At 70.6% G+C, this 22,923-nt stretch carries 16 protein-coding genes; 8 read left to right on the forward strand and 8 right to left on the reverse strand.

What is annotated here, in order from left to right; all coding sequences use genetic code 11:
• Positions 1-230 precede the first annotated feature (230 nt).
• The 5 genes from AC068B_RS31525 to AC068B_RS31545 are packed head-to-tail and all read left to right on the forward strand — an operon-like array spanning position 231 to position 8,373.
• A complete protein-coding gene (locus AC068B_RS31525; RefSeq protein ID WP_478674938.1) occupies positions 231-3,179 on the forward strand; it encodes a nitrate- and nitrite sensing domain-containing protein in 2,949 nt (982 codons plus the stop codon).
• On the forward strand, positions 3,176-3,616 hold the full coding sequence (locus AC068B_RS31530; protein WP_150165449.1) for a roadblock/LC7 domain-containing protein: 441 nt from the start codon (positions 3,176-3,178) through the stop codon (positions 3,614-3,616). The genes AC068B_RS31525 and AC068B_RS31530 overlap by 4 nt, the downstream gene beginning before the upstream one ends.
• Positions 3,617-3,625: 9 nt before the next feature.
• A complete protein-coding gene (locus AC068B_RS31535; protein ID WP_478674939.1) occupies positions 3,626-4,078 on the forward strand; it encodes a DUF742 domain-containing protein in 453 nt (150 codons plus the stop codon).
• 25 nt (positions 4,079-4,103) lie between these two features.
• Positions 4,104-7,784 (forward strand): hydantoinase B/oxoprolinase family protein, encoded by a 3,681-nt coding sequence (locus AC068B_RS31540; RefSeq protein WP_478674940.1) that lies wholly within the window; start codon positions 4,104-4,106, stop codon positions 7,782-7,784.
• On the forward strand, positions 7,768-8,373 hold the full coding sequence (locus AC068B_RS31545) for a GTP-binding protein (protein WP_468568630.1): 606 nt from the start codon (positions 7,768-7,770) through the stop codon (positions 8,371-8,373). The genes AC068B_RS31540 and AC068B_RS31545 overlap by 17 nt, the downstream gene beginning before the upstream one ends.
• A 71-nt stretch (positions 8,374-8,444) precedes the next feature.
• Here AC068B_RS31545 and glpK read toward each other — a convergent pair whose 3' ends face one another.
• The 5 genes from glpK to AC068B_RS31570 form a co-directional block, all read right to left on the reverse strand.
• The gene (glpK, locus tag AC068B_RS31550) at positions 8,445-9,965 is read right to left on the reverse strand and encodes a glycerol kinase GlpK (protein ID WP_478674941.1); all 1,521 of its coding nucleotides are present in this window, start codon (positions 9,963-9,965) and stop codon (positions 8,445-8,447) included.
• 22 nt (positions 9,966-9,987) lie between these two features.
• On the reverse strand, positions 9,988-10,743 hold the full coding sequence (locus AC068B_RS31555; RefSeq protein ID WP_478674942.1) for an MIP/aquaporin family protein: 756 nt from the start codon (positions 10,741-10,743) through the stop codon (positions 9,988-9,990).
• Positions 10,744-11,161: 418 nt separating this feature from the next.
• Positions 11,162-12,352 carry a lipid-transfer protein gene (locus AC068B_RS31560; RefSeq protein WP_478674943.1) on the reverse strand — a complete coding sequence of 397 codons (1,191 nt, stop codon included), beginning with the start codon at positions 12,350-12,352 and terminating at the stop codon, positions 11,162-11,164.
• A complete protein-coding gene (locus AC068B_RS31565) occupies positions 12,349-12,774 on the reverse strand; it encodes a Zn-ribbon domain-containing OB-fold protein (protein WP_478674960.1) in 426 nt (141 codons plus the stop codon). Before AC068B_RS31565 ends, AC068B_RS31560 begins: the two co-directional genes overlap by 4 nt.
• A gap of 258 nt (positions 12,775-13,032) precedes the next feature.
• Positions 13,033-13,839, reverse strand: coding sequence for a M15 family metallopeptidase (locus AC068B_RS31570; protein ID WP_478674944.1), 807 nt, complete (start codon positions 13,837-13,839; stop codon positions 13,033-13,035).
• Positions 13,840-13,911: 72 nt separating this feature from the next.
• Between AC068B_RS31570 and AC068B_RS31575 the strand changes: the two genes are divergently transcribed.
• Entirely contained in the window at positions 13,912-14,442 is a 531-nt protein-coding gene (locus AC068B_RS31575; protein WP_478674945.1) for an NUDIX domain-containing protein, read from the forward strand.
• 110 nt (positions 14,443-14,552) lie between these two features.
• Here the strand turns inward: AC068B_RS31575 and AC068B_RS31580 are convergent, their stop codons facing one another.
• Positions 14,553-16,916 carry a glycoside hydrolase family 31 protein gene (locus tag AC068B_RS31580; RefSeq protein WP_478674946.1) on the reverse strand — a complete coding sequence of 788 codons (2,364 nt, stop codon included), beginning with the start codon at positions 16,914-16,916 and terminating at the stop codon, positions 14,553-14,555.
• A 215-nt stretch (positions 16,917-17,131) separates the two neighbouring features.
• Here AC068B_RS31580 and AC068B_RS31585 point away from each other — a divergent pair, with 215 nt between their 5' ends.
• Both AC068B_RS31585 and AC068B_RS31590 read left to right on the forward strand, forming a co-directional pair.
• Complete coding sequence (locus AC068B_RS31585) at positions 17,132-19,117, forward strand: acetoacetate--CoA ligase (RefSeq protein ID WP_478674947.1); 1,986 nt, start codon at positions 17,132-17,134, stop codon at positions 19,115-19,117.
• A gap of 89 nt (positions 19,118-19,206) precedes the next feature.
• Positions 19,207-20,100, forward strand: a complete 894-nt coding sequence (locus AC068B_RS31590; protein WP_478674948.1) for a hypothetical protein — start codon at positions 19,207-19,209, stop codon at positions 20,098-20,100.
• A 59-nt stretch (positions 20,101-20,159) separates the two neighbouring features.
• Here AC068B_RS31590 and ptsP read toward each other — a convergent pair whose 3' ends face one another.
• Together ptsP and AC068B_RS31600 are read right to left on the reverse strand one after the other, a co-directional pair.
• Positions 20,160-21,830, reverse strand: a complete 1,671-nt coding sequence (gene ptsP, locus AC068B_RS31595; protein WP_478674949.1) for a phosphoenolpyruvate--protein phosphotransferase — start codon at positions 21,828-21,830, stop codon at positions 20,160-20,162.
• A 77-nt stretch (positions 21,831-21,907) separates the two neighbouring features.
• Complete coding sequence (locus tag AC068B_RS31600; protein WP_150182667.1) at positions 21,908-22,357, reverse strand: PTS sugar transporter subunit IIA; 450 nt, start codon at positions 22,355-22,357, stop codon at positions 21,908-21,910.
• Positions 22,358-22,923 lie beyond the last annotated feature (566 nt).

Here is a 22,923-nt window from a genome sequence, read left to right on the forward strand (position 1 = left end):
TGGCGTGCGTACAAAGGCGGATGGCGCCTGCTTGCATGCGCCACATGCTGGGACGCAATCTCCCGTAATGGAGGGACAACTAGGGATGTCCCTTTCGCGTCACGGCTGAAAAGCGTTCGGATGCGCCTTCGAGTTGCCCGTGAGTCAGTAGTAGGCTCGCGCCGTTTGTTGACGCACATGTGTGCCCCTGGCCCGTGCAACGGCCGCAGGGGGCCGATCTGGGGGACGCCATGCGCTTTCGCGGGAAGTCCATCCGCCGGAAGATCGTGGCGCTGCTGCTCGTGCCGCTGCTCTCCCTTACGGCGATCTGGGCCTTTGCCACCGTGGTCACGGGCCGACAGGCACTGAGCCTGGTCGACTCGGTCAACGTGGTGGACAAGCTCGCCTATCCGGTCGAGGACACGGCGCGGGTCATCCAACGGGAGCGTCGCCAGACCCTCGTCTATCTCGCCGACCCCCGGGCCTCGGACGCCACGGGCGCGCTGCGCCGCAGCCGCACCGCGACCGACGACATGATCGACAAGATCCGTGCCAACGCCCAGGACCCGGACGTCCGTGACGGCCTCAGCGGGGATTCGCGCAAGCGGCTCAACGAGCTCGTCGAGGCCTTCGACAGCATCGAGCCGCTGCGCCGCAGCGTCGAAGAGGGCACGATCACCCGGATCGGCGCCCTGAACATGTACACCAAGCTGATCGACCCCTACTTCGACCTGCTCTCCACGCTCAACGGCTTCTCCGGCCTCGACGACATGAAGTACGACCAGCAGGGCCGTGCACTCGTCGGCGCCACCCGCGCGCGTGAACTGCTCTCCCGCGAGGACGCGCTGATCGGTTCGGCGCTCGTCGCGGGACGGCTCACCAAGGCCGAGATCCGACAGGCCACCGAGCTCCGCGCCCAGCGCGGACTCCTCTTCGAAGTGAACTTCGCGCAGCTCCCCGAGGACGACCGCGCCCGCTACGAGCGCTACTGGAACGGCACCGAGACCACCCAGCTGCGCAAGGCCGAGCAGGCCATCATCGAATCCGGGGCAGGCACCCCGCACAAGGTCACCTCCGCCCACTGGGACGAGGCGGCGGGCCGCGTGCTCAAGCAGCTCTCCGAGAGCAACATCGAGGCGACCGACCGCTTCCAGGACCGCGTCGAGCCCGCGGCCGTCGGTGTGATCGTCCGGGTCATCGCGGCCGGTGTCCTCGGTCTGCTCGCACTCCTGCTGTCGCTCTTCATGTCCGTACGCATCGGCCGCAGCCTCATCAGGGACCTGCGCCGCCTGCGCCTCGACGCCCACGAGGCGTCCGGTGTCCGGCTGCCCGGCGTGCTGCGCCGCCTCGCGGCCGGTGAGCAGGTCGACGTGGAGACCGAGGCGCCCCGGCTGACGTACGGCAAGGACGAGATCGGCCAGGTCGGCCAGGCCCTCAACACCCTGCAGCGCGCCGCCGTCGAGGCCACCGTCAAACAGGCCGACCTGCGCCACGGCGTCTCCGAAGTCTTCGTCAACCTCGCCCGCCGCAGCCAGGTCCTGCTGCACAAGCAGCTCACGCTCCTGGACACCATGGAGCGCAGGACCGAGGACACCGACGAGCTCGCCGACCTGTTCCGCCTCGACCACCTGACCACCCGCATGCGGCGGCACGCCGAGGGTCTCGTGATCCTGTCCGGCGCCGCCCCTTCGCGACAGTGGCGCAAGCCCGTCCAGCTCATGGACGTCGTCCGCGCGGCCGTCGCCGAGGTCGAGGACTACGAACGCATCGAGGTGCGCCGCCTGCCCCGCATCGCGGTCACCGGACCCGCGGTCGCCGACCTCACGCACCTCATGGCGGAGCTCCTGGAGAACGCCACGGTGTTCTCGCCGCCGCACACCGCCGTGCAGGTCCTCGGTGAGCACGTCGCCAACGGCTTCACCCTGGAGATCCACGACCGGGGCCTCGGCATGACCCCCGACGCCCTCCTGGACGCCAACCTGCGCCTTGCGGAGACCCCCGAGTTCGAACTGTCCGACACCGACCGGCTCGGCCTGTTCGTGGTCAGCCGTCTCGCACAGCGCCAGCGCGTCCGCGTCTCGCTGCAGCCCTCGCCGTACGGTGGTACGACCGCCGTCGTCTTCGTGCCCGAGTCCCTGCTCACCGACGACGTGCCCGACACCGACGGCACCGGCTTCCGGATCGACCGCGCGCAGGCCAAGGAGGCCGTGGCGGGCGCCGACCAGGGAGTGGACCGCACCGCGGCCCTCGCCCAGGTGCCCGTGCAGCTGCCGGGCCTGCCCGCTTCGGTCCTCGACGGCCCCGTCGAGCTGGAGGCGCCCGTCGGCATGGCCGACCTCGACGGCTTCCCCGGGGCCCTCGACGACGAGGACAGCGAGCGCGGCGGCATCTTCCGGCCCCGCCGCCGGGTGGCGGGCCCGCCCGCGGAACAGCACCAGCAGGCCCGCGACGACCGTGAGGCGGGCCGCGCGGAGCCGACCCGCCGGGACACCGCGCTTACCGGTGCCGACGACGGCCTCGCCGAGGACGCCCACTCCGGAGGCCCCGTTCCGCTGCCGCGCCGCAGGACCCCGAAGCTGGTCCGCTCCAACGGCCGCCCGGTGACCCACGCCAAGCCCCAGGACAGCCGGTTCCCCGACGACAGGTCGCAGGACAGCCGCTTCCCCGGAGGCAGGACCCAGGACAGCCGCTTCACCGAAGACAGCCGCTTCCAGGAGGACGACCGCTTCCAGGAGGACAGGCCTCCGGAGAGCAGGCCGCTGGCCCCGGCGGCCGAGGACGACTTCCCGTCCCCGCAGCGCCCGCAGCAGCAGCCCTCCTGGCCCGGCCTGCTGCCTCCGCACCACGACGTCACGGCCGTCGACGACGCGCCGGCCGACCTCCCGCGTCGCGGCCGCCGCGGCGCGCAGGACCGCACCACCGAAGACCGAGCACCCAGGGACCGGACCACCACGACCACCGCGGGCGGACTGCCCCGCCGCGTCCGGCAGGCCAACCTGGCCCCGCAGTTGAAGGACGGACCCGAACGCCGCTCCCCGCGCGCCGAGACCCGGCCGGAGGAGCGCGACGCCGAAGAGGTACGCAGCCGCATGGCATCGCTCCAGCGGGGCTGGCAGCGCGGCCGCGACGAAAACGCCGCGGGCGACGACGCCACGAACGGCACAGCACCAGGAACGACATCCGAGGGGGACGGTCGATGACCGCACCGAATGCCGACGCACGCACCACCACGACCGGGGGACGGGGTGAGCTGAACTGGCTCCTCGACGACCTGGTGCAGCGCGTCGCCAGCATCCGCAAGGCACTGGTGCTCTCCGGAGACGGCCTGCCGACCGGTGTGTCGAAGAACCTGACAAGGGAGGACAGCGAGCACCTCGCTGCCGTCGCCTCCGGGTTCCACAGCCTCGCCAAGGGGGTCGGCCGGCACTTCGAGGCGGGCCGGGTCCGCCAGACCGTGGTCGAGCTCGACGACGCCTTCCTCTTCGTCACGGCCGCGGGCGACGGCAGCTGCCTCGCCGTCCTCGCGGACGCGGACTCCGACGTCGGGCTGGTGGCGTACGAAATGACGCTGCTGGTCAAGCGCGTGGGTGTGCATCTGGGTACGGCACCGCGCACGGATCTGCCCGCCGGGGGGTAGTGGGAGGTCATGAGCGACGACGGTCGAGGGACGCAGAGAACGCAGAGAGCAACGACGACGCGGAAGTTACCGGGGGCACAGGAGACGCCCCGCTGGTTCGACGACGACGCAGGCCCGATCGTGCGTCCGTACGCGATGACGCGCGGCCGCACCACGAGCAACGGGCAGCACCGGCTCGACCTGATCGCGGTCGTCGTCACCGAGGCCCACGCGATCGGCATCCCGGAGGCGGACCAGACGCTGTCTCCGGAGCACGTGGACATAGTCGAGCTGTGCCGTGACACGCCCCAGTCGGTCGCCGAGCTGGCGGCCGAGCTCGACCTGCCCATCGGCGTGGTCCGCGTGCTCATAGGAGACCTCGTGGACGGCGAACTGGTGCACGTGACCCGCCCCGTGCCCCCCGCCGAGCTGCCGGACGAGAGTATTCTGCGCGACGTGATCAGCGGCCTCCGGGCGCTCTGAACAGCGCGGAAGCGGGAGTGAGAACGTGACTGGCTGGCAGTTCTGGGTCGACAGGGGCGGTACCTTCACCGACATCGTCGCGAGGCACCCGGACGGCAGCCTCCGCACGCACAAGCTCCTCTCCGAGAATCCCGCGCGCTACCGTGACGCGGCGGTCGCGGGGATCCGCGAACTGCTGGCCGGGGCGGCGGCGGCCGGGGCCGCGACAGACGGATCGGCGACCGGAGACGGCGCCGCCACCGCGCAGGTGGATGCCGTCCGTATGGGCACCACCGTCGCCACCAACGCCCTCCTGGAGCGCAAGGGCGAACCCACCGCCCTGGTCATCACCCGCGGCTTCCGCGACGCCCTCCGCATCGCCTACCAGAACCGCCCGCAGATCTTCGCCCGAGAGATCGTCCTGCCCGAACTCCTCTACGACCGCGTCATCGAGGTGGACGAGCGCGTCGCAGCCGACGGTGAGGTCCTGCGCGCACCCGACCTGGACCGGTTGGAGGGGCCGCTGCGGCAGGCGTACGACGACGGGATCCGCTCGGTGGCGGTGGTCTGCATGCACAGCCACCTGTACCCCGCACACGAGCAGGCCATCGGCGAACTCGCCGGGCGCACCGGTTTCCCGCAGGTCTCGCTCTCCAGCGAGGTCAGCCCCCTCATGAAGCTCGTCCCGCGCGGCGATACCGCGGTCGTCGACGCGTATCTGTCACCCGTCCTGCGCCGCTACGTGCAGCACGTCGCCGACGAACTCCATGGCGTACGGCTGATGTTCATGCAGTCGAACGGTGGCCTCACGGAGGCGGGCACGTTCCGCGGCAAGGACGCGATCCTCTCCGGGCCCGCGGGCGGCATCGTGGGCATGGCCCGCATGTCGGGCCTCGCCGGATTCGACCGCGTCATCGGCTTCGACATGGGCGGCACCTCGACGGACGTGTCCCACTACGCGGGCGAGTACGAGCGGGTCTTCACCACCCAGATCGCCGGGGTCCGCCTGCGCGCCCCCATGCTCGACATCCACACCGTCGCCGCGGGCGGCGGCTCCGTGCTCCACTTCGACGGCAGCCGCTACCGCGTGGGCCCCGACTCGGCGGGCGCCGACCCCGGCCCGGCGAGCTACCGGGGCGGCGGACCGCTCACCGTCACCGACGCCAACATCGCCCTCGGCCGCATCCAGCCCGACCACTTCCCCGCGGTGTTCGGCCCGGACGGGGACCAGCCCCTCGACGGCGCCCTCGTCCGCGACCGCTTCGCGGCCCTCGCCGAGGAGATCCGGGCGGCGACGGGCGACGACCGCACGCCCGAGCAGGTGGCGGAGGGCTATCTGCGGATCGCGGTCGCCAACATCGCGGGCGCCGTCAAGCGCATCTCGGTCCAGAAGGGCCACGACGTCACGCGGTACGCCCTGACCACGTTCGGCGGCGCGGGCGGCCAGCACGCGTGCATGGTCGCCGACTCGCTGGGCATCCGCACCGTCCTCGTCCCGCCGATGGCCGGTGTCCTCTCCGCCCTGGGCATCGGACTCGCCGACACCACCGCGATGCGCGAGCAGTCCGTGGAGACGCCCCTGTCGGCGTCGTCGATGCCCCACGTCCTGAAGACCGCCGACGACCTGGAGAGCGCGGCCCGCGACGAACTCCTCGCCGAGGACGTGCCCACCGACCGCATCCACGTCACGCGCCGCGCCCAACTCCGCTACGACGGCACGGACACCGCCCTGACCGTGGAGCTCACGGACCCCGACACCATGACCGGGGAGTTCGAGGACCGGCACCGCGCCACGTACTCCTTCACCCTGGACCGGCCCGTCGTCGTGGAGGCCCTCTCCGTCGAGGCCACCGGAGTCACCGAACCGCCCGACCTCTCGACGTCGGCGGACGAGGTGACGCCGGGCACCCCGCAGCAGGTCCGCCTGCACACCGGCGGCAGTCGGCGTGACGTCCTCCTGCACCGCCGCGAGCAGCTCCCGCCCGGCAAGGCCGTCACCGGGCCTGCGATCATCACCGAGGCCGGAGCCACGACGGTCGTGGACGACGGCTGGCAGGCTTCGACGACGACCGCGGGGCACCTGGTCATGGAACGCGTCCAGGCACCGGAGAGTTCCACCGCGGGCACCGCGGCCGACCCCGTCCTCCTCGAAGTCTTCAACAACCTCTTCATGTCCATCGCCGAACAGATGGGCGCCCGCCTGGAGTCCACGTCCCAGTCGGTGAACATCAAGGAGCGACTCGACTTCTCCTGCGCGCTCTTCGACCCCGACGGCAACCTCGTCGCCAACGCCCCGCACATCCCCGTGCACCTGGGTTCGATGGGCACCAGCGTCAAGGAGGTCATCGAACGCCGAGGCAACGGCATGCGCCCCGGTGACACGTACGCCGTCAACGACCCGTATCACGGAGGCACGCACCTCCCCGACGTCACGGTCATCACCCCGGTCTTCGACAGGCCGGGGGAGCACGGCACTTCGGGGGAGCGGATCCTCTTCTACGTGGCCTCGCGCGGCCACCACGCCGAGATCGGCGGCATCGCCCCCGGATCCATGCCCGCCGACAGCCGCACCATCGACGAGGAGGGCATCCTCTTCGACAACTGGCTTCTTGTAGAAGAGGGCCGTTTCCGCGAGACCGAGACCCGGAGCCTGCTCACCGACGCCCCGTACCCCTCGCGCAACCCGGACACCAACCTCGCCGACCTGCGCGCCCAGATCGCCGCCAACCAGAAGGGCGTCGACGAGGTCAACCGCATGATCGACGACTTCGGCCTCGACGTCGTCCAGGCGTACATGCAGCACGTCCAGGACAACGCCGAAGACTCCGTACGCCGCGTCATCGACGTCCTTGAAGAGGGCGAGTTCGCCTACCGAACGGACTCGGGCGCCACGATCCACGTCCGTGTCACCGTCGACCGCGCGGAACGCACGGCGACCATCGACTTCAGCGGTACGTCACCACAGCTCGCCACGAACTTCAACGCGCCCTTCGCGGTGGTCAACGCCGCCGTCCTGTACGTCTTCCGCACCCTCGTCGCCGACGACATCCCCCTCAACGACGGCTGCCTGCGCCCTCTGCGCATCATCGTGCCCCCGGGCTCGCTGCTCGCGCCCGAGCCGCCCGCGGCCGTCGTCGCGGGGAACGTGGAGACCTCACAGGCCATCACGGGTGCGCTCTACGCCGCCCTGGGCGTGCAGGCGGAGGGCTCGGGGACGATGAACAACGTCACGTTCGGCAACGACCGCCACCAGTACTACGAGACGGTGGCCTCGGGCTCCGGAGCGGGCGACGGCTTCGACGGGGCGCCCGTCGTACAGACCCACATGACCAACTCGCGGCTCACCGACCCCGAGGTCCTGGAGTGGCGGCTGCCCGTCCTCCTGGAGGAGTTCGCCGTGCGCAAGGGCAGTGGCGGGGCCGGGATGTGGCGGGGCGGGGACGGCGCCGTGCGCCGTATCCGGTTCCGCGAGCCGATGACCGTCTCCACCCTGTCGCAGCACCGCAAGGTCGCGCCGTACGGCATGGCGGGCGGCGCCCCCGGCACGCTCGGCGCCAACCGCGTGGAACGCGCGGACGGTTCCGTCGTGGAGCTCGGCGGCAGGGACTCGGCCGACCTGGCCCCCGGCGACGTACTCGTGATCGAAACCCCCGGCGGCGGCGGATACGGACCGGCCCCGCGCGACACCACTGATCCAGGAGAAGTGAGCGATGATCTTCAAGCGTAGTGAGCGCGGCAAGGCCCCCGTCGAGCCGGTCACGCTGAAGATCCTCGTGGCGGGCGGTTTCGGTGTCGGCAAGACGACGCTGGTCGGCGCGGTCAGCGAGATCAAACCGCTGCGCACCGAGGAGACCCTCAGCGAGGTCGGCCGGCCCGTCGACGACACGAGCGGCGTCGCGGGCAAGCACACCACCACGGTGGCCATGGACTTCGGCCGGATCACGCTCCGCGAGGACCTGGTCCTGTACCTCTTCGGCACGCCGGGACAGGACCGCTTCTGGTTCCTCTGGGACGAGCTGGCGACCGGGGCCCTGGGCGCGGTGGTCCTCGCCGACACCCGGCGCCTGGAGGACTGCTTCGCCGCCGTGGACTACTTCGAGCGGCGTTCCATACCCTTCGTCGTCGGCGTCAACTGCTTCGACGGAGCCTCCCGATACCCTGCCGACGTCGTGCGCCAGGCCCTCGACCTCGACGACGACGTGCCCGTCGTGCTGTGCGACGCGCGTGACCGCGAGACGGTCAAGGACGTCCTCATCGACGTCGTCGAGCACGCAATGGCAACGGCCGCGGCGGCACGGGAACCCGCCACTACGTAGCGCGGGCCCCGCGGCCACAGCCGCGGCCCGTACCCCCGCCGACTGGGGTACGGACCGCAGTCCCGCTCGGCTCAGCCCCCGTCCTCGTCGAGCCAGCCGAAGCTCCGCTCCACAGCCTTGCGCCAGTTGTGGAACTCGCGGTCCCGGGAGTCGGCGTCCATGTGCGGCGTCCACTCGACGTCCTGCTGCCAGTGCGCCTTGAGCTCGTCGAGGTCGTTCCACACGCCGGTCGCGAGCCCCGCCGCGTACGCCGCCCCCAGACACGTGGTCTCGGAGACCTTGGGACGGATCACAGGCACTCCCAGGACGTCCGCCTGATGCTGCATCAGGAGGTTGTTCTTGGTCATGCCGCCGTCCACCTTGAGGGTGGTGATCCGCACCCCCGAGTCCTGGTACATCGCGTCCACGACCTCGCGTGTCTGCCAGCTCGTCGCCTCCAGGACGGCGCGTGCGAGGTGCGCCTTGGTGACGTACCGGGTGAGCCCGGTGACGACACCGCGCGCGTCGGAACGCCAGTAGGGGGCGTAGAGGCCGGAGAACGCAGGAACGATGTACGCCCCGCCGTTGTCGTCCACGCTCGCCGCCAGCGTCTCGATCTCATCCGCATTGCGGATGATGCCGAGCTGGTCCCTGAACCACTGCACCAGGGCGCCGGTGATCGCGATGGACCCCTCCAGGCAGTACACGGGCGCCTCGGAGCCGATCTTGTAGCCCATCGTCGTGAGCAGTCCGCTCTTCGAGGGGACGGGCCGGTTGCCGGTGTTGAGCAGCAGGAAGCTGCCCGTGCCGTACGTGTTCTTGGCCGTCCCCGTGTCGTAGCAGGCCTGCCCGAAGACGGCTGCCTGCTGGTCGCCGAGGGCGGAGGCGACGGGCACTCCGGAGAGCTGGCCCACCGCGGTGCCGTACACCTCGGACGACGACCTGATCTCCGGAAGGACCGCTTCGGGGACGTTCATCGCCGACAGGATCGACGGGTCCCACTGGAGCGTCTCCAGGTTCATCAGCATGGTGCGGCCCGCGTTGGTGACGTCGGTGACGTGCTTGCCGCCGTCGGTGCCGCCCGTGAGGTTCCAGATCAGCCAGGAGTCGATGGTGCCGAAGGCTATTTCGCCCCGCTCGGCGCGGGCCCTGAGCCCCGGCACGTTGTCGAGCAGCCAGGCGGCCTTGGGCCCGGAGAAGTAGCTCGCCAGGGGCAGTCCTGTCTGCTCGCGGAAGCGGTCCTGACCATCCGCGCCGCCCAGCTCGTTGCAGAGCGCCGCGGTGCGGGTGTCCTGCCAGACGATCGCGTTGTGCACGGGCTTGCCGGTCGCGCGGTCCCACAGGACCGTGGTCTCCCGCTGGTTGGTGATGCCCAGCGCGCTCAGCTGGTCGGCGCTGAGCCCGGCCTTGGCGATCGCCCCCGCGACCACCGCCTGCACCTTGGACCAGATCTCGGTGGCGTCGTGCTCCACCCAGCCTGGCTTGGGGAAGATCTGGCGGTGCTCGCGCTGGTCCACGGCGACGATCGCGCCGTCCTGGTTGAAGATGATGCAGCGGCTCGACGTGGTGCCCTGGTCGATGGCGGCGACGAATTTCTCGGAGCTGTCCGGCATGGCTACCCCTTGATGAGAAGACTCAGAAGGCTGCGTTGTAGATGAGGCCCGCGAGAGCTCCGCCGATCAGCGGCCCGGCCACCGGAACCCAGGCGTAGCTCCAGTCGGACGTGCCCTTGTTGGGGATCGGCAGGAACGTGTGCACGATGCGCGGACCGAGGTCGCGCGCCGGGTTGATGGCGTAGCCCGTGGGGCCACCGAGGGAGAGGCCTATACCGACGACCAGGAAGGCCACGATCAGCGTCTGCGTGCCGGACTCGCCGAGCCCCTTGGTGAGCCCGAAGGCCAGGATGGGCAGCACCAGGGCAACGGTCGCGATGACCTCGGTGATGATGTTTGCGACCGGGTTACGGATCTCCGGGATGGTGGAGAAGATGCCGAGCGTCGGCGTCGGCACGTGCACGCCCTCCGAGTCGCCCTTCGCGCCCCGCGTGACGTTGGCGTTGAACTGCGCCAGGTACACCAGGTAGGCGAGGACGGCGCCCAGCATCGCACCGACCATCTGCCCGAGGACGTAGATCCAGACCTTGTCCCACTTCCCGGTGTCGATCGCGATGCCGAGCGTGACGGCCGGGTTGAGGTGGCCACCGGAGAGCGGGCCCGCGGTGTACGCGCCGGCGAGCACGCCGAAGCCCCATCCGAAGGAGATGACGACCCATCCGGAGGCCTTCGCCTTCGAATGGCTGAGTGTGACGGCGGCGCACACACCGGCGCCGAGCAGAATCAGAATCGCGGTGCCGATGACCTCACCGACGAAGATGTCCCCGTTCGAGTACATGGCGGCTCCTAGGACCTCGCCCGGGGCGGTGGGCCCCGGTCCTCCGTGCAGGGTGCGTTCCCACGACTACCGCCTGGATACGCCCGGCTGACGCAGCCGGAGGCAGAGGTCTCCCGAGCCTCTCCCGGCGCCCATGGCGAGCGTGCCGTCACAGTCGGATCGCCGATGGGGGATGACACGTTGAGCAGGCCCTTTGTGCCGACCCTTAGCGCGCGCGGACGCTCTGAGCGCGGGGAGCCGAGGTGCGGCGACGCCGACTGACACCCGGAAGTGTTCACCGATGGTGATGGAGCGTCAAGGTCGCGGACGGCAACGGTTAACCGGCGCGTGGGCTTCCCCCACAGCGCCCGTGGCGGGCCCTCGGGCCCGTGGATCCCCCGCGAGTCCGCCGAGCCGCCCACGGGCCCGCCGAGAGGCCTCAGCGCACCGCGACGACCGAGGAGCCGTGACCGAACAGCCCCTGGTTCGCGGTGACCCCCACACGCGCCCCATCGACCTGACGCGCCCCTGCCGCCCCCCTCAACTGCCACGTCACCTCGCAGACTTGGGCGATTGCCTGAGCAGGAACGGCCTCCCCGAAGGAAGCGAGGCCCCCACTGGTGTTCACGGGCACACGCCCGCCCGGCGCCGTCACCCCGTCGCGCAGCAGCTTGGCGCCCTCGCCCTCGCCGCACAGACCCAGATCCTCGTACCACTGCAGTTCCAGGGCGGTCGACAGGTCGTAGACCTCGGCCACCGATATGTCCTCGGGGCCTATGCCCGCTTCTTCGTACGCAGCCCGCGCGATGGACGCGCGGAACGTCCCGTCGGCGGGGTCCACGCCCGCCGCCGAGTCCGTGGCGATGTCCGGCAGGTCGAGCACCGTCGTCGGATACGTCGGGGTGACGGTGGACACCGCGCGGATGCGCACCGGGTCCGGTGCGCCGCGGCGGCGTGCGAACTCCATGCTGGAGAGCACCAGGGCCGCGGCCCCGTCCGAGGTGGCGCAGATGTCGAGCAGCCGCAGCGGATCGGCCACGACGGCGGACGCGGCGACCTCCTCGGCGGTGACGGCCTTGCGGTAGCGCGCGTTGGCGTTGAGCGCGCCCACCGCTGCGTTCTTCACCTTGACCTGGGCGAAGTCCTCCAGGGTGTCGCCGTGCACGGCCATCCGGCGGCGCGCGTACAGCCCGAAGTAGGCGGGGTTGGTCGCTCCGAGGGCGCGGAACCGCAGCCAGTCGGGGTCGTCGGGCCGGTTACCGCCTGCCGGTCGGAAGAACCCCTTGGGCGCCGCGTCGGCACCGACCACCAGGACCACGTCGGCCATGCCCGCGAGGATCTGCGTGCGCGCCGTGTTGATCGCCTGGGCGCCGGACGCGCAGGCCGCGTACACGCTCGCCACACGCGCGCCCTGCCAGCCGAGGGCCTTGGCGAACGTCGCCCCGGCCACATACCCCGGATAGCCGCCGCGCACCGTGTCCGCCCCGACGATGGAGCCCACGTCCCGCCACTCGACACCGGCGTCCGCCAGCGCCGTGCGCGCCGCCGCCACTCCGTACTCGACGAATCCGCGCCCCCATTTGCCCCAGGGGTGCATGCCTGCGCCGAGCACCGCCACCTCGCCGCTCATGCGCTCACCCCCACGGGCCGCCAGTGCCATGTCGTCCAGATCGTTTCGCTGTCCTCGTTCAGCACCCCGGGGACGAGCTCCACCTCCATGCCGACCTCCAGATCGGCAACGGAGACCCCGGGAACCGACTGTCCGAGCACCACCATCCGCTCTGCCGCCAGCTCCACAGCGATCAACGTGTAGGGCTCCCAGGGAAGTTCCGGGTCCGAGACGTAGGGAGGCGGTGGTCGGTAGCGGCCGTCGGTGTACGACCAGACGCGCCCGCGCCGCGACAGCGGCACCTCGGCCAGTTCCCCGCCCTCACAGCCGGGATTGCGGCAGAACCCGTCCTCGCGCGGGAAGAAGACGGAGGCGCACGCCGAGCAGCGCGTGCCCAGAAGGCGGAAGTCGTCATCCTCCCCGGCGAACCAGTTGGCCACCACGGGTGTGCGCTTGCGCGACAAGGCTCCTCCAGGCACTGGATCTGACGGAACGTCAGAAGTGTGCCACGGGCAACCGACTTTCGTCAGGGGGTACCGGATTCCGTCAGGAGGTGGCCGACTTTCGTCGGAGGGGTGAAATCCGGGGGGACGCAGTGAACCGGACTGCCTTCTTTGGCGTCCGAGTATCGGTAGGGGGTGTCCGGGGCCGACGGGGGTGGTCCCGGACGCCCCCTGCGGTACCCCTGGTGTCGTCCGTCCTCACTTCCCCTGCAGCGACATCCGCGAGACGGGGAAGTCGAAGTAGGTGTCGGGGAACGATTCGGGCTTGTACGTGTAGTGCCACCACTCTTCGGGGAGGTTGGCGAACCCCTCCTTGCCGAGCGCGTTGCGCAGCAGGTCGCGGTTGGCGCGCTGCTTCCCCCCGATCCGGGGGTCGTCCGTGTGCGACAGCGTGTCGAAGCAGTCGAAGCCCGTCCCCATGTCCGCGGAGTTGTCGGGGAAGCGCTCGCCGGGCGGCCCGAAGCACGGCTTGAGTGGCTCCCCGGGGACGTACGGCCTGGTCGGCAGGGCCGGCAGCCTGACCACCGTCAGATCCACGGTGGAGCCCCGGCTGTGCCCGGACTTCTCCGCGATGTAACCGTCCTCGAACAGCCGTGACTTGTCGACATGGGGATAGAACTCCGCCTTCATGCGCTCATCGGCGAGGTCCTCGGCCCAGCGCACGAAGTGGTCGACGGCCCGCTGCGGCCGGTAGCAGTCGTACACCTTCAGGGAGTAGCCCTTGCGCAACAGCTGGCGCTGTGCCTTGCGCAGGGCCTTCGCCGCGGGCTCAGTGAGGATGCACATCGGCTTCTTGTAGCCGTCGACGGGCTCGCCCACGAAGTTGTGCGGCGTGAAGTAGCGCATCTCCTGAATGATCGTCGGGTCGACGTCGCGCAGCGCGACGAACTCCTTCGGAGCCTTCGGCTCGGCCCGCGCGTGCGCGGGGGAGGGGGCGGCGGCCACGGAAAGCAGAGCGGCGGCACAGACGGCGAGATTCCGCAGAGCGGGGACAAGTCCTGTCATGCCCCTGCGTCTATCAGGGTCACCGCCACCCGCGAAAGACCGGCGCGACGGGGATCGGATACAGTCCGCGGCGTGCCCGCATCCCCACACTCCGCCAACTCCGTTCCAGGCTCGCACTGTTCGAGCTGTGGAACGTCCTACGAGGACCGGCCCACGAGCTGGCCCCGCACCTGCGCCCACTGCGGCGCGGTGGCCTACCGCAATCCGCTGCCCGTGGCGATCGCCCTGCAGCCCGTGTACGACACCCAGGGCACCGGCCTGGTCGTCGTGACCCGAACCATCGCTCCCGCGCGGGGAGGCATCGCGCTGCCCGGCGGGTTCATCGACGACCGGGAGGACTGGCGCGACGCCGTCGTGCGAGAGCTGAAGGAAGAGACCGGCATCGGAGCGGAGAGCCGCGACGTCCGCCTGGCCGACGCCATGAGCGCGTCCGACGGGCACCTCCTGCTCTTCGGCGTCCTCCCGGAGCGGCCCGTCACGGACCTGCCGGAGTCCGCGCCGACGGACGAGACCGAAGGCTGGGGTCTGCTGCGCCGCCCCGACGAGCTCGCCTTCCCGCTGCACAGGCTGGCGGCCCACGCGTGGTTCGAGGGCCGCTACTGACCCACGGCCGGTCCCGACCCCGTCACCGGCCTCTCAGCAGCTCTCGGCCAGCAGGCCTCGGCCACCCGGCAGCGGCCTCCGGCCCCCAAGGCCCCGGTCGCGGCTGACCCTCACCCGTCCACACCCCGGACCCGCACCGGACGCCCCGGTGCGGGTCCGTCCTCGCTACCCTCCCGCTCGACGACCACCCGCCCCTCGCTCCACCGCGTCGTGAACCGTTCGAGCTCCGCCTCCGCCCACCCGTCACCCGCATCGGCCACCACGAGGCCCCCACCCGAGCGCCCCTCGGTGGGCGCCCACGCCTCCAGCTCCAGGCCGCCGTCGCAGCCACGCACGGGCAACACCGTGCCCGCGCGCGCGAACACCGGAATGCGCGACAACGGAGCGTCCACCACCACCTTCGCGGGCCCCTCATACGACTTGCCGGTCGCCGTGTCGTACCAGCGCCCCTGAGGCAACCGCACCGCCCGCCGCACCGCACCGCTCTCCAGAACCGGCGCCACCAGCAGCGAATCGCCGAGCAGGAACGCGTCCTCACAGTCCCGCAACGCCCTGTCCTCAGGGTTCCCCCACCACAAGGGCCGCACATAGGGAGCCCCCGTACGCCGCGCGAGATGGGCGAGGGTCACGAAGTACGGCAGCAGCCGCCTGCGCTCGACAAGCGCCTCGCGCGCGTGCCCGAGCACCTCGTCACCGAACTCCCACGGCTCACGACGCCCCGCCCCGATCGCCGCATGTGTACGGAACAACGGCAGATACGCACCCAGTTGGAACCAGCGCAGATACAGCTCCGGCGACGGACTGCCGTCGAACCCGCCCACATCAGGACCCGAGTACGGCACCCCGCACAACCCGAGCCCGAGCACCAGCGACAGCGACGCCCGCAGCCCAGGCCACCCCGTGGACACATCCCCGGACCACGTCCCTCCGTAGCGCTGCATTCCCGCCCACCCGGAACGCGAGAACAAGAAGGGCCGCTCCTCGGGCTGCAGTTCACGCAGCGCCCTGTACCCCGCATGAGCCATCCCCAGGCCGTAGACGTTGTGAGCCTCCCGGTGGTCACCACCGCGCCCCTCCAGGGAGTGCCGCGCCGACCGCGGCAGCGTCGCCTCCCCGAACGCGGCGAACGACACCGGCTCGTTCATGTCGTGCCAGAAACCCGAGAACCCCTGATCGAGACGCTCCTTGTAGAGCGTGCCCCACCACTCCCGCGCGTGTGGGTCGGTGAAGTCCGGGAACACCGCCTCCCCGGGCCACACGACACCACGCACCGGCCGCCCCGTGGCATCCCGCACGAAGGCATCCGCCGCCACACCACTGTCGTACGCCTCGACGCCCCGCTCGGACTTCACCGCGGGGTCGACGATCGAGACGAGCCGGATCCCGCCCTTGCGCAACTCGTCCGCGAACTGCGGCAGCTTGGGGAACCGGTCCCTGTCGACGGTGAACACCTGGTGCGCTTCGTAGTGATCGATGTCCAGGTGCACCGCGTCCAACGGCAGCCCGCGCTCCTGATAACCGGCGACGATCCGCCGCACCTCCTGCTCACTGCCGAAACCCCACCGCGCGTGATGGTGCCCGAGCGCCCACGAGGGCGGCAGTGCGGGCGGACCGGTGAGCGACGCCCAGGTGTGCAGCACGCGGGCGGGAGTGCCGACCATTGCCCAGTACCGCAGCGGACCGCCACTCATCCGCACCTCGCACGAACCACCCCGGTCATGACCGGACCCGGCGCCCTCCACCCCCTCGTGGACCGAGACCGCGCCCTCCCACGTGTTGTCGTGGAACACCAGATGCGTGGCGGCATCGGCCACCACCATCTGCACCGGCATGGTGATGTACAGCGGGTCGTCGCCCGGCCCGAAGGAGCCACCCGGATCCGTGTTCCACAGCCGGTACGTCCCGTTCCGCAGCCGAGGCCCCGAGGACCGGCCGCCGAGACCGAAGAACCGCGCGTCCGCAGGCACCTCCGACCGCTGCACCCAGCGGGCCGTGCCGCCGTCGGCCCGCTCCCACCAGCGAGGCGGCAGATCCCGCCGCAGCGTCACACCGCCCGGCGTGCGCAGTTCCACCGCGCCGTACCGCGAGACGACGACCGTCACCCGCTCCGAGACGACCCGCCAGCCACCCTCCGTGTCGGGCTCGAGGACGGCCCGCGGATCCGGATCGGGGCTGCGGCACGCCAGCGCGTACGACGGCTCGGGCACCGCCCCGTCCCAGCCCAGGAAGACCGCCCCGCCCGTGGTCACCCGCACCCGCAGCTCGGCACGGGCGAACCGCACCACACCGCCCCCCGGCTCCGCCTCCATCGCCGTCACGGTTCCCGGCACCCGGGCACGCTCCGTGCCCGGAGGTTCGAGCGCCGCCGCGTCCGCCCGCCACCGACGCCACGAGGAGCGCACCGTGCGCAACCCCTGCGCCGTGCCGACCATGCCGACCGCCTTCACCGAACGCACCAGGTCACGACCGTTCATGCTGCTCACCCTGCCACCGAAGAGGGCGTATGTGTGCCCCGTTCATTGGCCGTTCACCTGGGGCGACGGCACATATCGGCGGGGCTGGCTGTGTGAGGCACACCCTGGTGCGGAAGTCGATCACGTGGCATCGTCCCTTGCAGCCGTGTTCACGCGCACACCCAGCACGTGCGCACTCCACACGCATACGACGCGTACAGTCCGGGAGCCGCCCCATGACGTCCTCAGCGAACCCTGCGCCGCTCTGGCAGCCGAGCCCGGAAAGGATCGCCGAAGCGCAGGTCACCCGGTTCCAGGCCTGGGCCGCCGAGCACTACGGAGCCCCGGCCGAGGGCGGCTACGAGACGCTGCACCGCTGGTCGGTGACCGAGCTGGAGACGTTCTGGAAGGCCGTCACCGACTGGTTCGAGGTCCGCTTCACCACCCCCTACGCGCGCGTGCTGGGCGACCGCACCATGCCCGGTGCCGAGTGGTTCCCCGGAGCGACCCTCAACTACGCCGAGCACGCACTGCGCGCCGCCGACGACCCCACGCGCGCGGACACCCCGGCCCTCCTGTACGTCGACGAGAGCCACGAGCCGCAGCCCGTCACCTGGGCCGAGCTGCGCAGCCAGGTCGGCTCCCTGACGGCGGAACTGCGCAACCTCGGCGTACGCCCCGGGGACCGCGTCAGCGGCTACCTGCCGAACATCCCGCAGGCCGTCGTCGCCCTCCTGGCCACCGCCGCCGTCGGCGCCGTCTGGACCTCCTGCGCCCCCGACTTCGGCGCCCGCAGCGTCCTGGACCGCTTCCAGCAGGTCGAACCGGTCGTCCTGTTCACCGTCGACGGCTACCGCTACGGAGGCAAGGAGCACGACCGCCGCGACACCGTGGCCGAGCTCCGCTCCGAACTGCCCAGCCTCCGCGCGGTCGTCCACATCCCGCTCCTCGGCACCGAAGCCCCCGACGGCGCCCTGGAATGGTCGGCCCTCACCTCGGGGGACACCGCCCCCACCTTCGAAGCCGTGCCCTTCGACCACCCCCTGTGGGTGCTCTACTCCTCCGGCACCACCGGCCTGCCCAAGGCGATCGTCCAGTCCCAGGGCGGCATCCTCGTCGAACACCTCAAGCAGCTCGGCCTGCACTGCGACCTCGGCCCCGACGACCGCTTCTTCTGGTACACCTCGACCGGCTGGATGATGTGGAACTTCCTCGTCTCCGGCCTGCTGACGGGCACCACGATCGTCCTGTACGACGGCAGCCCCGGCCACCCCGACACCGCCGCCCAATGGCGCATCGCAGAGCGCACCGGAGCCACCCTCTTCGGCACCTCGGCCGCGTACGTCATGGCCTGCCGCAAGGCGGACGTCCACCCCGCCCGCGACTTCGACCTCTCCCGCGTCAGCTGTGTCGCCACGACCGGCTCCCCGCTGCCCCCGGACGGCTTCCGCTGGCTGCACGACGAGTTCGCCGACACCCCCGGCGGCCTGTGGACGGCCTCGGTCAGCGGCGGCACGGACGTCTGCTCCTGCTTCGCAGGAGCGGTCCCGACCCTTCCCGTGCACATCGGGGAACTCCAGGCACCCTGCCTGGGCACGGACCTGCAGTCCTGGGACCCCCACGGCAAGCCGCTGACCGACGAGGTCGGCGAACTGGTCGTCACCAACCCCATGCCGTCCATGCCCATCCACTTCTGGAACGACCCGGACGGCGTCCGCTACCACGACAGCTACTTCGACACCTACCCCGGCGTCTGGCGGCACGGAGACTGGATCACCCTCACCTCACGAGGCTCGGTGGTCATCCACGGCCGCTCCGACTCCACGCTCAACCGCCAGGGCGTCCGCATGGGATCGGCCGACATCTACGAAGCCGTCGAACGGCTCCCGGAGATCCGTGAGTCCCTCGTCATCGGCGTCGAACAGCCCGACGGCGGCTACTGGATGCCGCTCTTCATCCACCTCGCCGAAGGCGCCACCCTCGACGACACCCTCCGCGACCGGATCAAGCTGACGATCCGCGAGCAGCTCTCCCCGCGCCACGTGCCCGACGAGGTCATCGAGGTCCCCGGCATCCCGCACACCCTCACCGGCAAGCGCATCGAGGTCCCGGTCAAGCGCCTGCTGCAGGGCACGCCTCTGGACAAGGCGGTCAATCCGGGCTCCGTCGACCGCCTCGAACTCCTCGACTTCTACGCGGACCTGGCCCGCAAGCGCTCCTGACCGTGGCCCCTTCCCGCAGCTCAGCGGCCGTTGTCAGTGCCTCTCGTTACTGTGAGTGAGCATTGATCGACCGAATGCAGGGGGAAACCATGGCGCACACCCGGAACGAAACGATGCGACGCGCACTGCGCCGCGAAGTCGTCGGCACCATCGGCCTGTTGGCCGACGAAGAGGACTTCGCGGCCATGCGCCGCTACCGCACCTTCACCTTCGACGACCACGAGACCTACCTCCAGCAGGTCGAAGGTCTCCTCAGAACCCTCGCCGCCCAGGGCCGGCACACCACCGTCGCCCTCTTCGACCCCGAGGAGTACCAGGGGTACTGCGCGGAGACCGGACTGAACCCGGACGCCCCGGACAGCCGCAGCCGCTTCACCGCCGCACTGGCATCGGGCGGCCCCACCGTTCCTTACGAGGGCCAGCCGCTCGCCGACCTCGTCCCCGACCTCGTCGACGAAGCGGTCCGCCGGGCCACCTGGGAGTACGCGACGGTCGTGCTCGCCCGCGCAGGAACCTGCGCGACCTGCGGCGAGGACATCGGCCGAGCCGCCTTCGCCCGAGCCTCCGCACTCATCACCCAGGCCCTCGACACCACTCGACCCGGCACCCGCCACCTCGTCTGCAGCGTTCCATCCGACCCCGAAACCCTCCTCGCCGCACTCCACGTCGAGGTGGACGCCGAGGGCCGCGCCCAGCTCGACGAAACCGAGGCCCTGGAATTCGCCACGGTCCTCGCGGTCGGCATCGCCACCCACCGAGCAGCCGGAATGGTGCTGCGCACCAGCGCCGAAGGCACCCGCGACCGCGTCCACGGCTGGCGCATGAACGGCGGCCGACTCCAGCCCCTCACCGCGGCCGAGGTCTTCGACGCCTACTGCACCGACGCCATCTCCGGCGAGCTCGTCGCCCCCGAATCCGGCGTCGACTACTGCGCGGCACCCAGCCTCGAAGCGGAAGACCCCGCAGGGGGACACACGCACTGAACGCCCGAGGGCCGCCCCACCGAACGGTGGGGCGGCCCTCGGAAAAGCAAGCTCGTCGGCTACTCGCCCGACAGCACCGCCTGCGCGGCCTTGCGAGCCTCTTCCGCACTGTCCGCGGCACGCGCCGCGGACGCGGCACGCTCGCACTGGGCCAGCGTGTACTTGCCGAGCGTCGCGCGCACGTAAGGAATGGACGCCGCACCCATCGAAAGAGAGGTGACACCCAGACCGGTCAGCACACACGCGAGCAGCGGGTCGGAAGCCGCCTCACCACACACGCCACAGCTCTTGCCTTCGGCGCTCGCCGCCTCGGCGGACAGCGCGACCAGGTCGAGCAGCGCGGGCTGCCACGGGTCCTGCAGCCGGGACACCGCACCCACCTGCCGGTCGGCGGCGAAGGCGTACTGCGCGAGGTCATTGGTGCCCAGCGAAAGGAACTCGACCTCCTGAAGGATCGAGCGCGCCCGCAGCGCCGCCGAGGGAATCTCGACCATCGCACCGAACTTCGCCTGCAGCCCCGCCTCACGGCACGCGTCCGCGAACGCCTTGGCGTCCGTACGGTCCGCCACCATCGGCGCCATGACCTCGAGGTAGACGGGCAGCCCCTCGACGGCCTTGGCCAGCGCGGTCAGCTGCGTGCGCAGCACCTCGGGGTGGTCGAGCAGCGACCGCAGCCCGCGCACACCGAGCGCCGGGTTCGGCTCATCGGCGGGCGTCAGGAAGTCCAGCGGCTTGTCGGCACCGGCATCCAGCACACGCACGACGACACGACCCTCGGGGAACGCCTCGAGCACCTTGCGGTACGCCTCGACCTGCTTCTCCTCGGACGGCGCCTTGCTGCTGTCGTCGAGGAACAGGAACTCGGTGCGGAACAGGCCGACACCCTCGGCTCCCGCCTCGACGGCGGCCGGTACGTCGGCGGGACCGCCGACATTGGCGAGCAGCGGCACCTTGTGCCCGTCGGACGTCGCGCCCGGACCGGTCGACGCGGCCAGCGCGGCCTTGCGCTCGGCGGCGGAGGCCTCGAGCTGCGCCCGCTTCTCCGCGCTCGGGTCCACGAAGATCTCACCGGTGCTGCCGTCCACGGCCACGACCGTGCCCTCGGCGAGCTCACCGGCACCCGGCAGCGCGACGATGGCCGGTACTCCGAGCGCACGCGCCAGAATCGCGCTGTGACTCGTGGGCCCGCCCTCCTCGGTGACGAAGCCGAGCACCAGAGCCGGGTCGAGCAGCGCGGTGTCCGCAGGCGCGAGGTCACGCGCGATCAGTACGTACGGCTCGTCGCTGTCCGGGACACCCGGCATCGGCACGCCCAGCAGGCGCGCGACGATGCGGTTCCGCACGTCGTCGAGGTCCGCCACCCGACCGGCCATGTACTCACCGGCACCGGCGAGCAGTTCGCGGTAGTGGGAGAACGCGTCGTAGACAGCGCGCTCGGCCGTGCTGCCGACGGTGATGCGCCGGTCGACGTCGGACATGAGCTCCGGGTCCTGAGCGATCATGGCCTGCGCCTCGAGCACCGCCTGGGCCTCGCCACCGGCCAGATTGCCGCGCGCATTCAGGTCGGCCGCCACAGCTTCCACGGCCTGGCGGGCGCGCCCCTGTTCGCGCTCGGCCTCCTCCGCGGGAATCTGCTTCGCCGGCGGCTCGAGAACCGCCGTACCCATGTGCCGAACCTCGCCGACCGCCACACCGTGGCTGACACCGACGCCTCGCAGCGTTGTCTCCATTTCACCCGTCTCCGGTTGTGCGACGGGCCCAGCCGCCGCGGTGGTTGTCCTGCGTGCCGTCAGAGACGGCGATGAGGTCACTTCCAGCTGAAGAGCGCGTCGCCGGCCTTCACTTCGCCGTCCTCGACGAGGTCGGAGAGGGACTCGGCGGTGGCCTCGAGCGCCACGATGGGGCACACCGGCGACTTTCCGGCGGCCTCGACGGCCGACGGGTCCCAGCGCACCACGGCCTGGCCGCGCTGCACGGTGTCACCCTTGTTGACGAGGAGCTCGAAGCCCTCGCCGTTGAGCTGGACGGTGTCGATCCCGAGGTGCGTCAGCACGCCGTGACCCTGGTCGTCGACCACCACGAAGGCGTGCGGGTGGAGGGAGACGACGATGCCGTCCACGGGAGAGACGGCCTCGGAGGGCTCGCGCGCGGGATCGATAGCCGTGCCGGGCCCGACCATGGCGCCTGAGAACACGGGATCCGGTACAGCAGAGAGCCCAATGGCCCGTCCTGCAAGCGGGGACGAAACACTGGTCATGGCAAGCCTCCCAGGGGGTGGAGATACATAGCCGCCGTCACTACCTGTCCTGGACGACGCACTGTTCAGAAGGGTAAGTCATAAGAAGTCCCGGTTCCGCATGAGTGGTCCCGGTTGGCGGACGTAGAGGCAGTGCACAAACGATTTGCGCCCGCCCGGGGCCCGATGTACAGTCGTACTCCTGCCTGGGGCCGTGGGACGCAGTAAGCGTCCGGCCCCAGCGGCATCCTTCTAGTCAGATCCTATCCCTGGGTCCGGTTCCGCATGTCTGCGGCAACCGTGGTCAGAGAGTCGAATGAGACCTGATAAAGTCGGAACCGCCGGAAAGGGAAACGCGAAAGCCGAAAGGCCGGAGCGGGAACCGGAAAGGCACCGAGGAAGTCGGACACGAAAGAGTCTGATAGAGTCGGAAACGCAAGAACGAAGAACAAAAGAAACACCGAAGGGAAGCGCCCGGAGGAAAGCCCGAGAGGGTGAGTACAAAGGAAGCGTCCGTTCCTTGAGAACTCAACAGCGTGCCAAAAGTCAACGCCAGATATGTTGATACCCCGACTCACTTCGGTGAG

The organism is Streptomyces sp. NPDC042371 (assembly GCF_056437465.1).

Excerpts from the sequence above, each read along its gene's own strand:
- AC068B_RS31525 (WP_478674938.1), top strand. The coding sequence starts at position 231 with ATGCGCTTTCGCGGGAAGTCCATCCGCCGGAAGATCGTGGCGCTGCTG.
- AC068B_RS31530 (WP_150165449.1), top strand. The coding sequence starts at position 3,176 with ATGACCGCACCGAATGCCGACGCACGCACCACCACGACCGGGGGACGG.
- AC068B_RS31535 (WP_478674939.1), top strand. The coding sequence starts at position 3,626 with ATGAGCGACGACGGTCGAGGGACGCAGAGAACGCAGAGAGCAACGACG.
- AC068B_RS31545 (WP_468568630.1), top strand. The coding sequence starts at position 7,768 with ATGATCTTCAAGCGTAGTGAGCGCGGCAAGGCCCCCGTCGAGCCGGTC.
- glpK (WP_478674941.1), bottom strand. The coding sequence starts at position 9,965 with ATGCCGGACAGCTCCGAGAAATTCGTCGCCGCCATCGACCAGGGCACC.
- AC068B_RS31555 (WP_478674942.1), bottom strand. The coding sequence starts at position 10,743 with ATGTACTCGAACGGGGACATCTTCGTCGGTGAGGTCATCGGCACCGCG.
- AC068B_RS31560 (WP_478674943.1), bottom strand. The coding sequence starts at position 12,352 with ATGAGCGGCGAGGTGGCGGTGCTCGGCGCAGGCATGCACCCCTGGGGC.
- AC068B_RS31570 (WP_478674944.1), bottom strand. The coding sequence starts at position 13,839 with ATGACAGGACTTGTCCCCGCTCTGCGGAATCTCGCCGTCTGTGCCGCC.
- AC068B_RS31580 (WP_478674946.1), bottom strand. The coding sequence starts at position 16,916 with ATGAACGGTCGTGACCTGGTGCGTTCGGTGAAGGCGGTCGGCATGGTC.
- AC068B_RS31585 (WP_478674947.1), top strand. The coding sequence starts at position 17,132 with ATGACGTCCTCAGCGAACCCTGCGCCGCTCTGGCAGCCGAGCCCGGAA.
- AC068B_RS31590 (WP_478674948.1), top strand. The coding sequence starts at position 19,207 with ATGGCGCACACCCGGAACGAAACGATGCGACGCGCACTGCGCCGCGAA.
- ptsP (WP_478674949.1), bottom strand. The coding sequence starts at position 21,830 with ATGGAGACAACGCTGCGAGGCGTCGGTGTCAGCCACGGTGTGGCGGTC.
- AC068B_RS31600 (WP_150182667.1), bottom strand. The coding sequence starts at position 22,357 with ATGACCAGTGTTTCGTCCCCGCTTGCAGGACGGGCCATTGGGCTCTCT.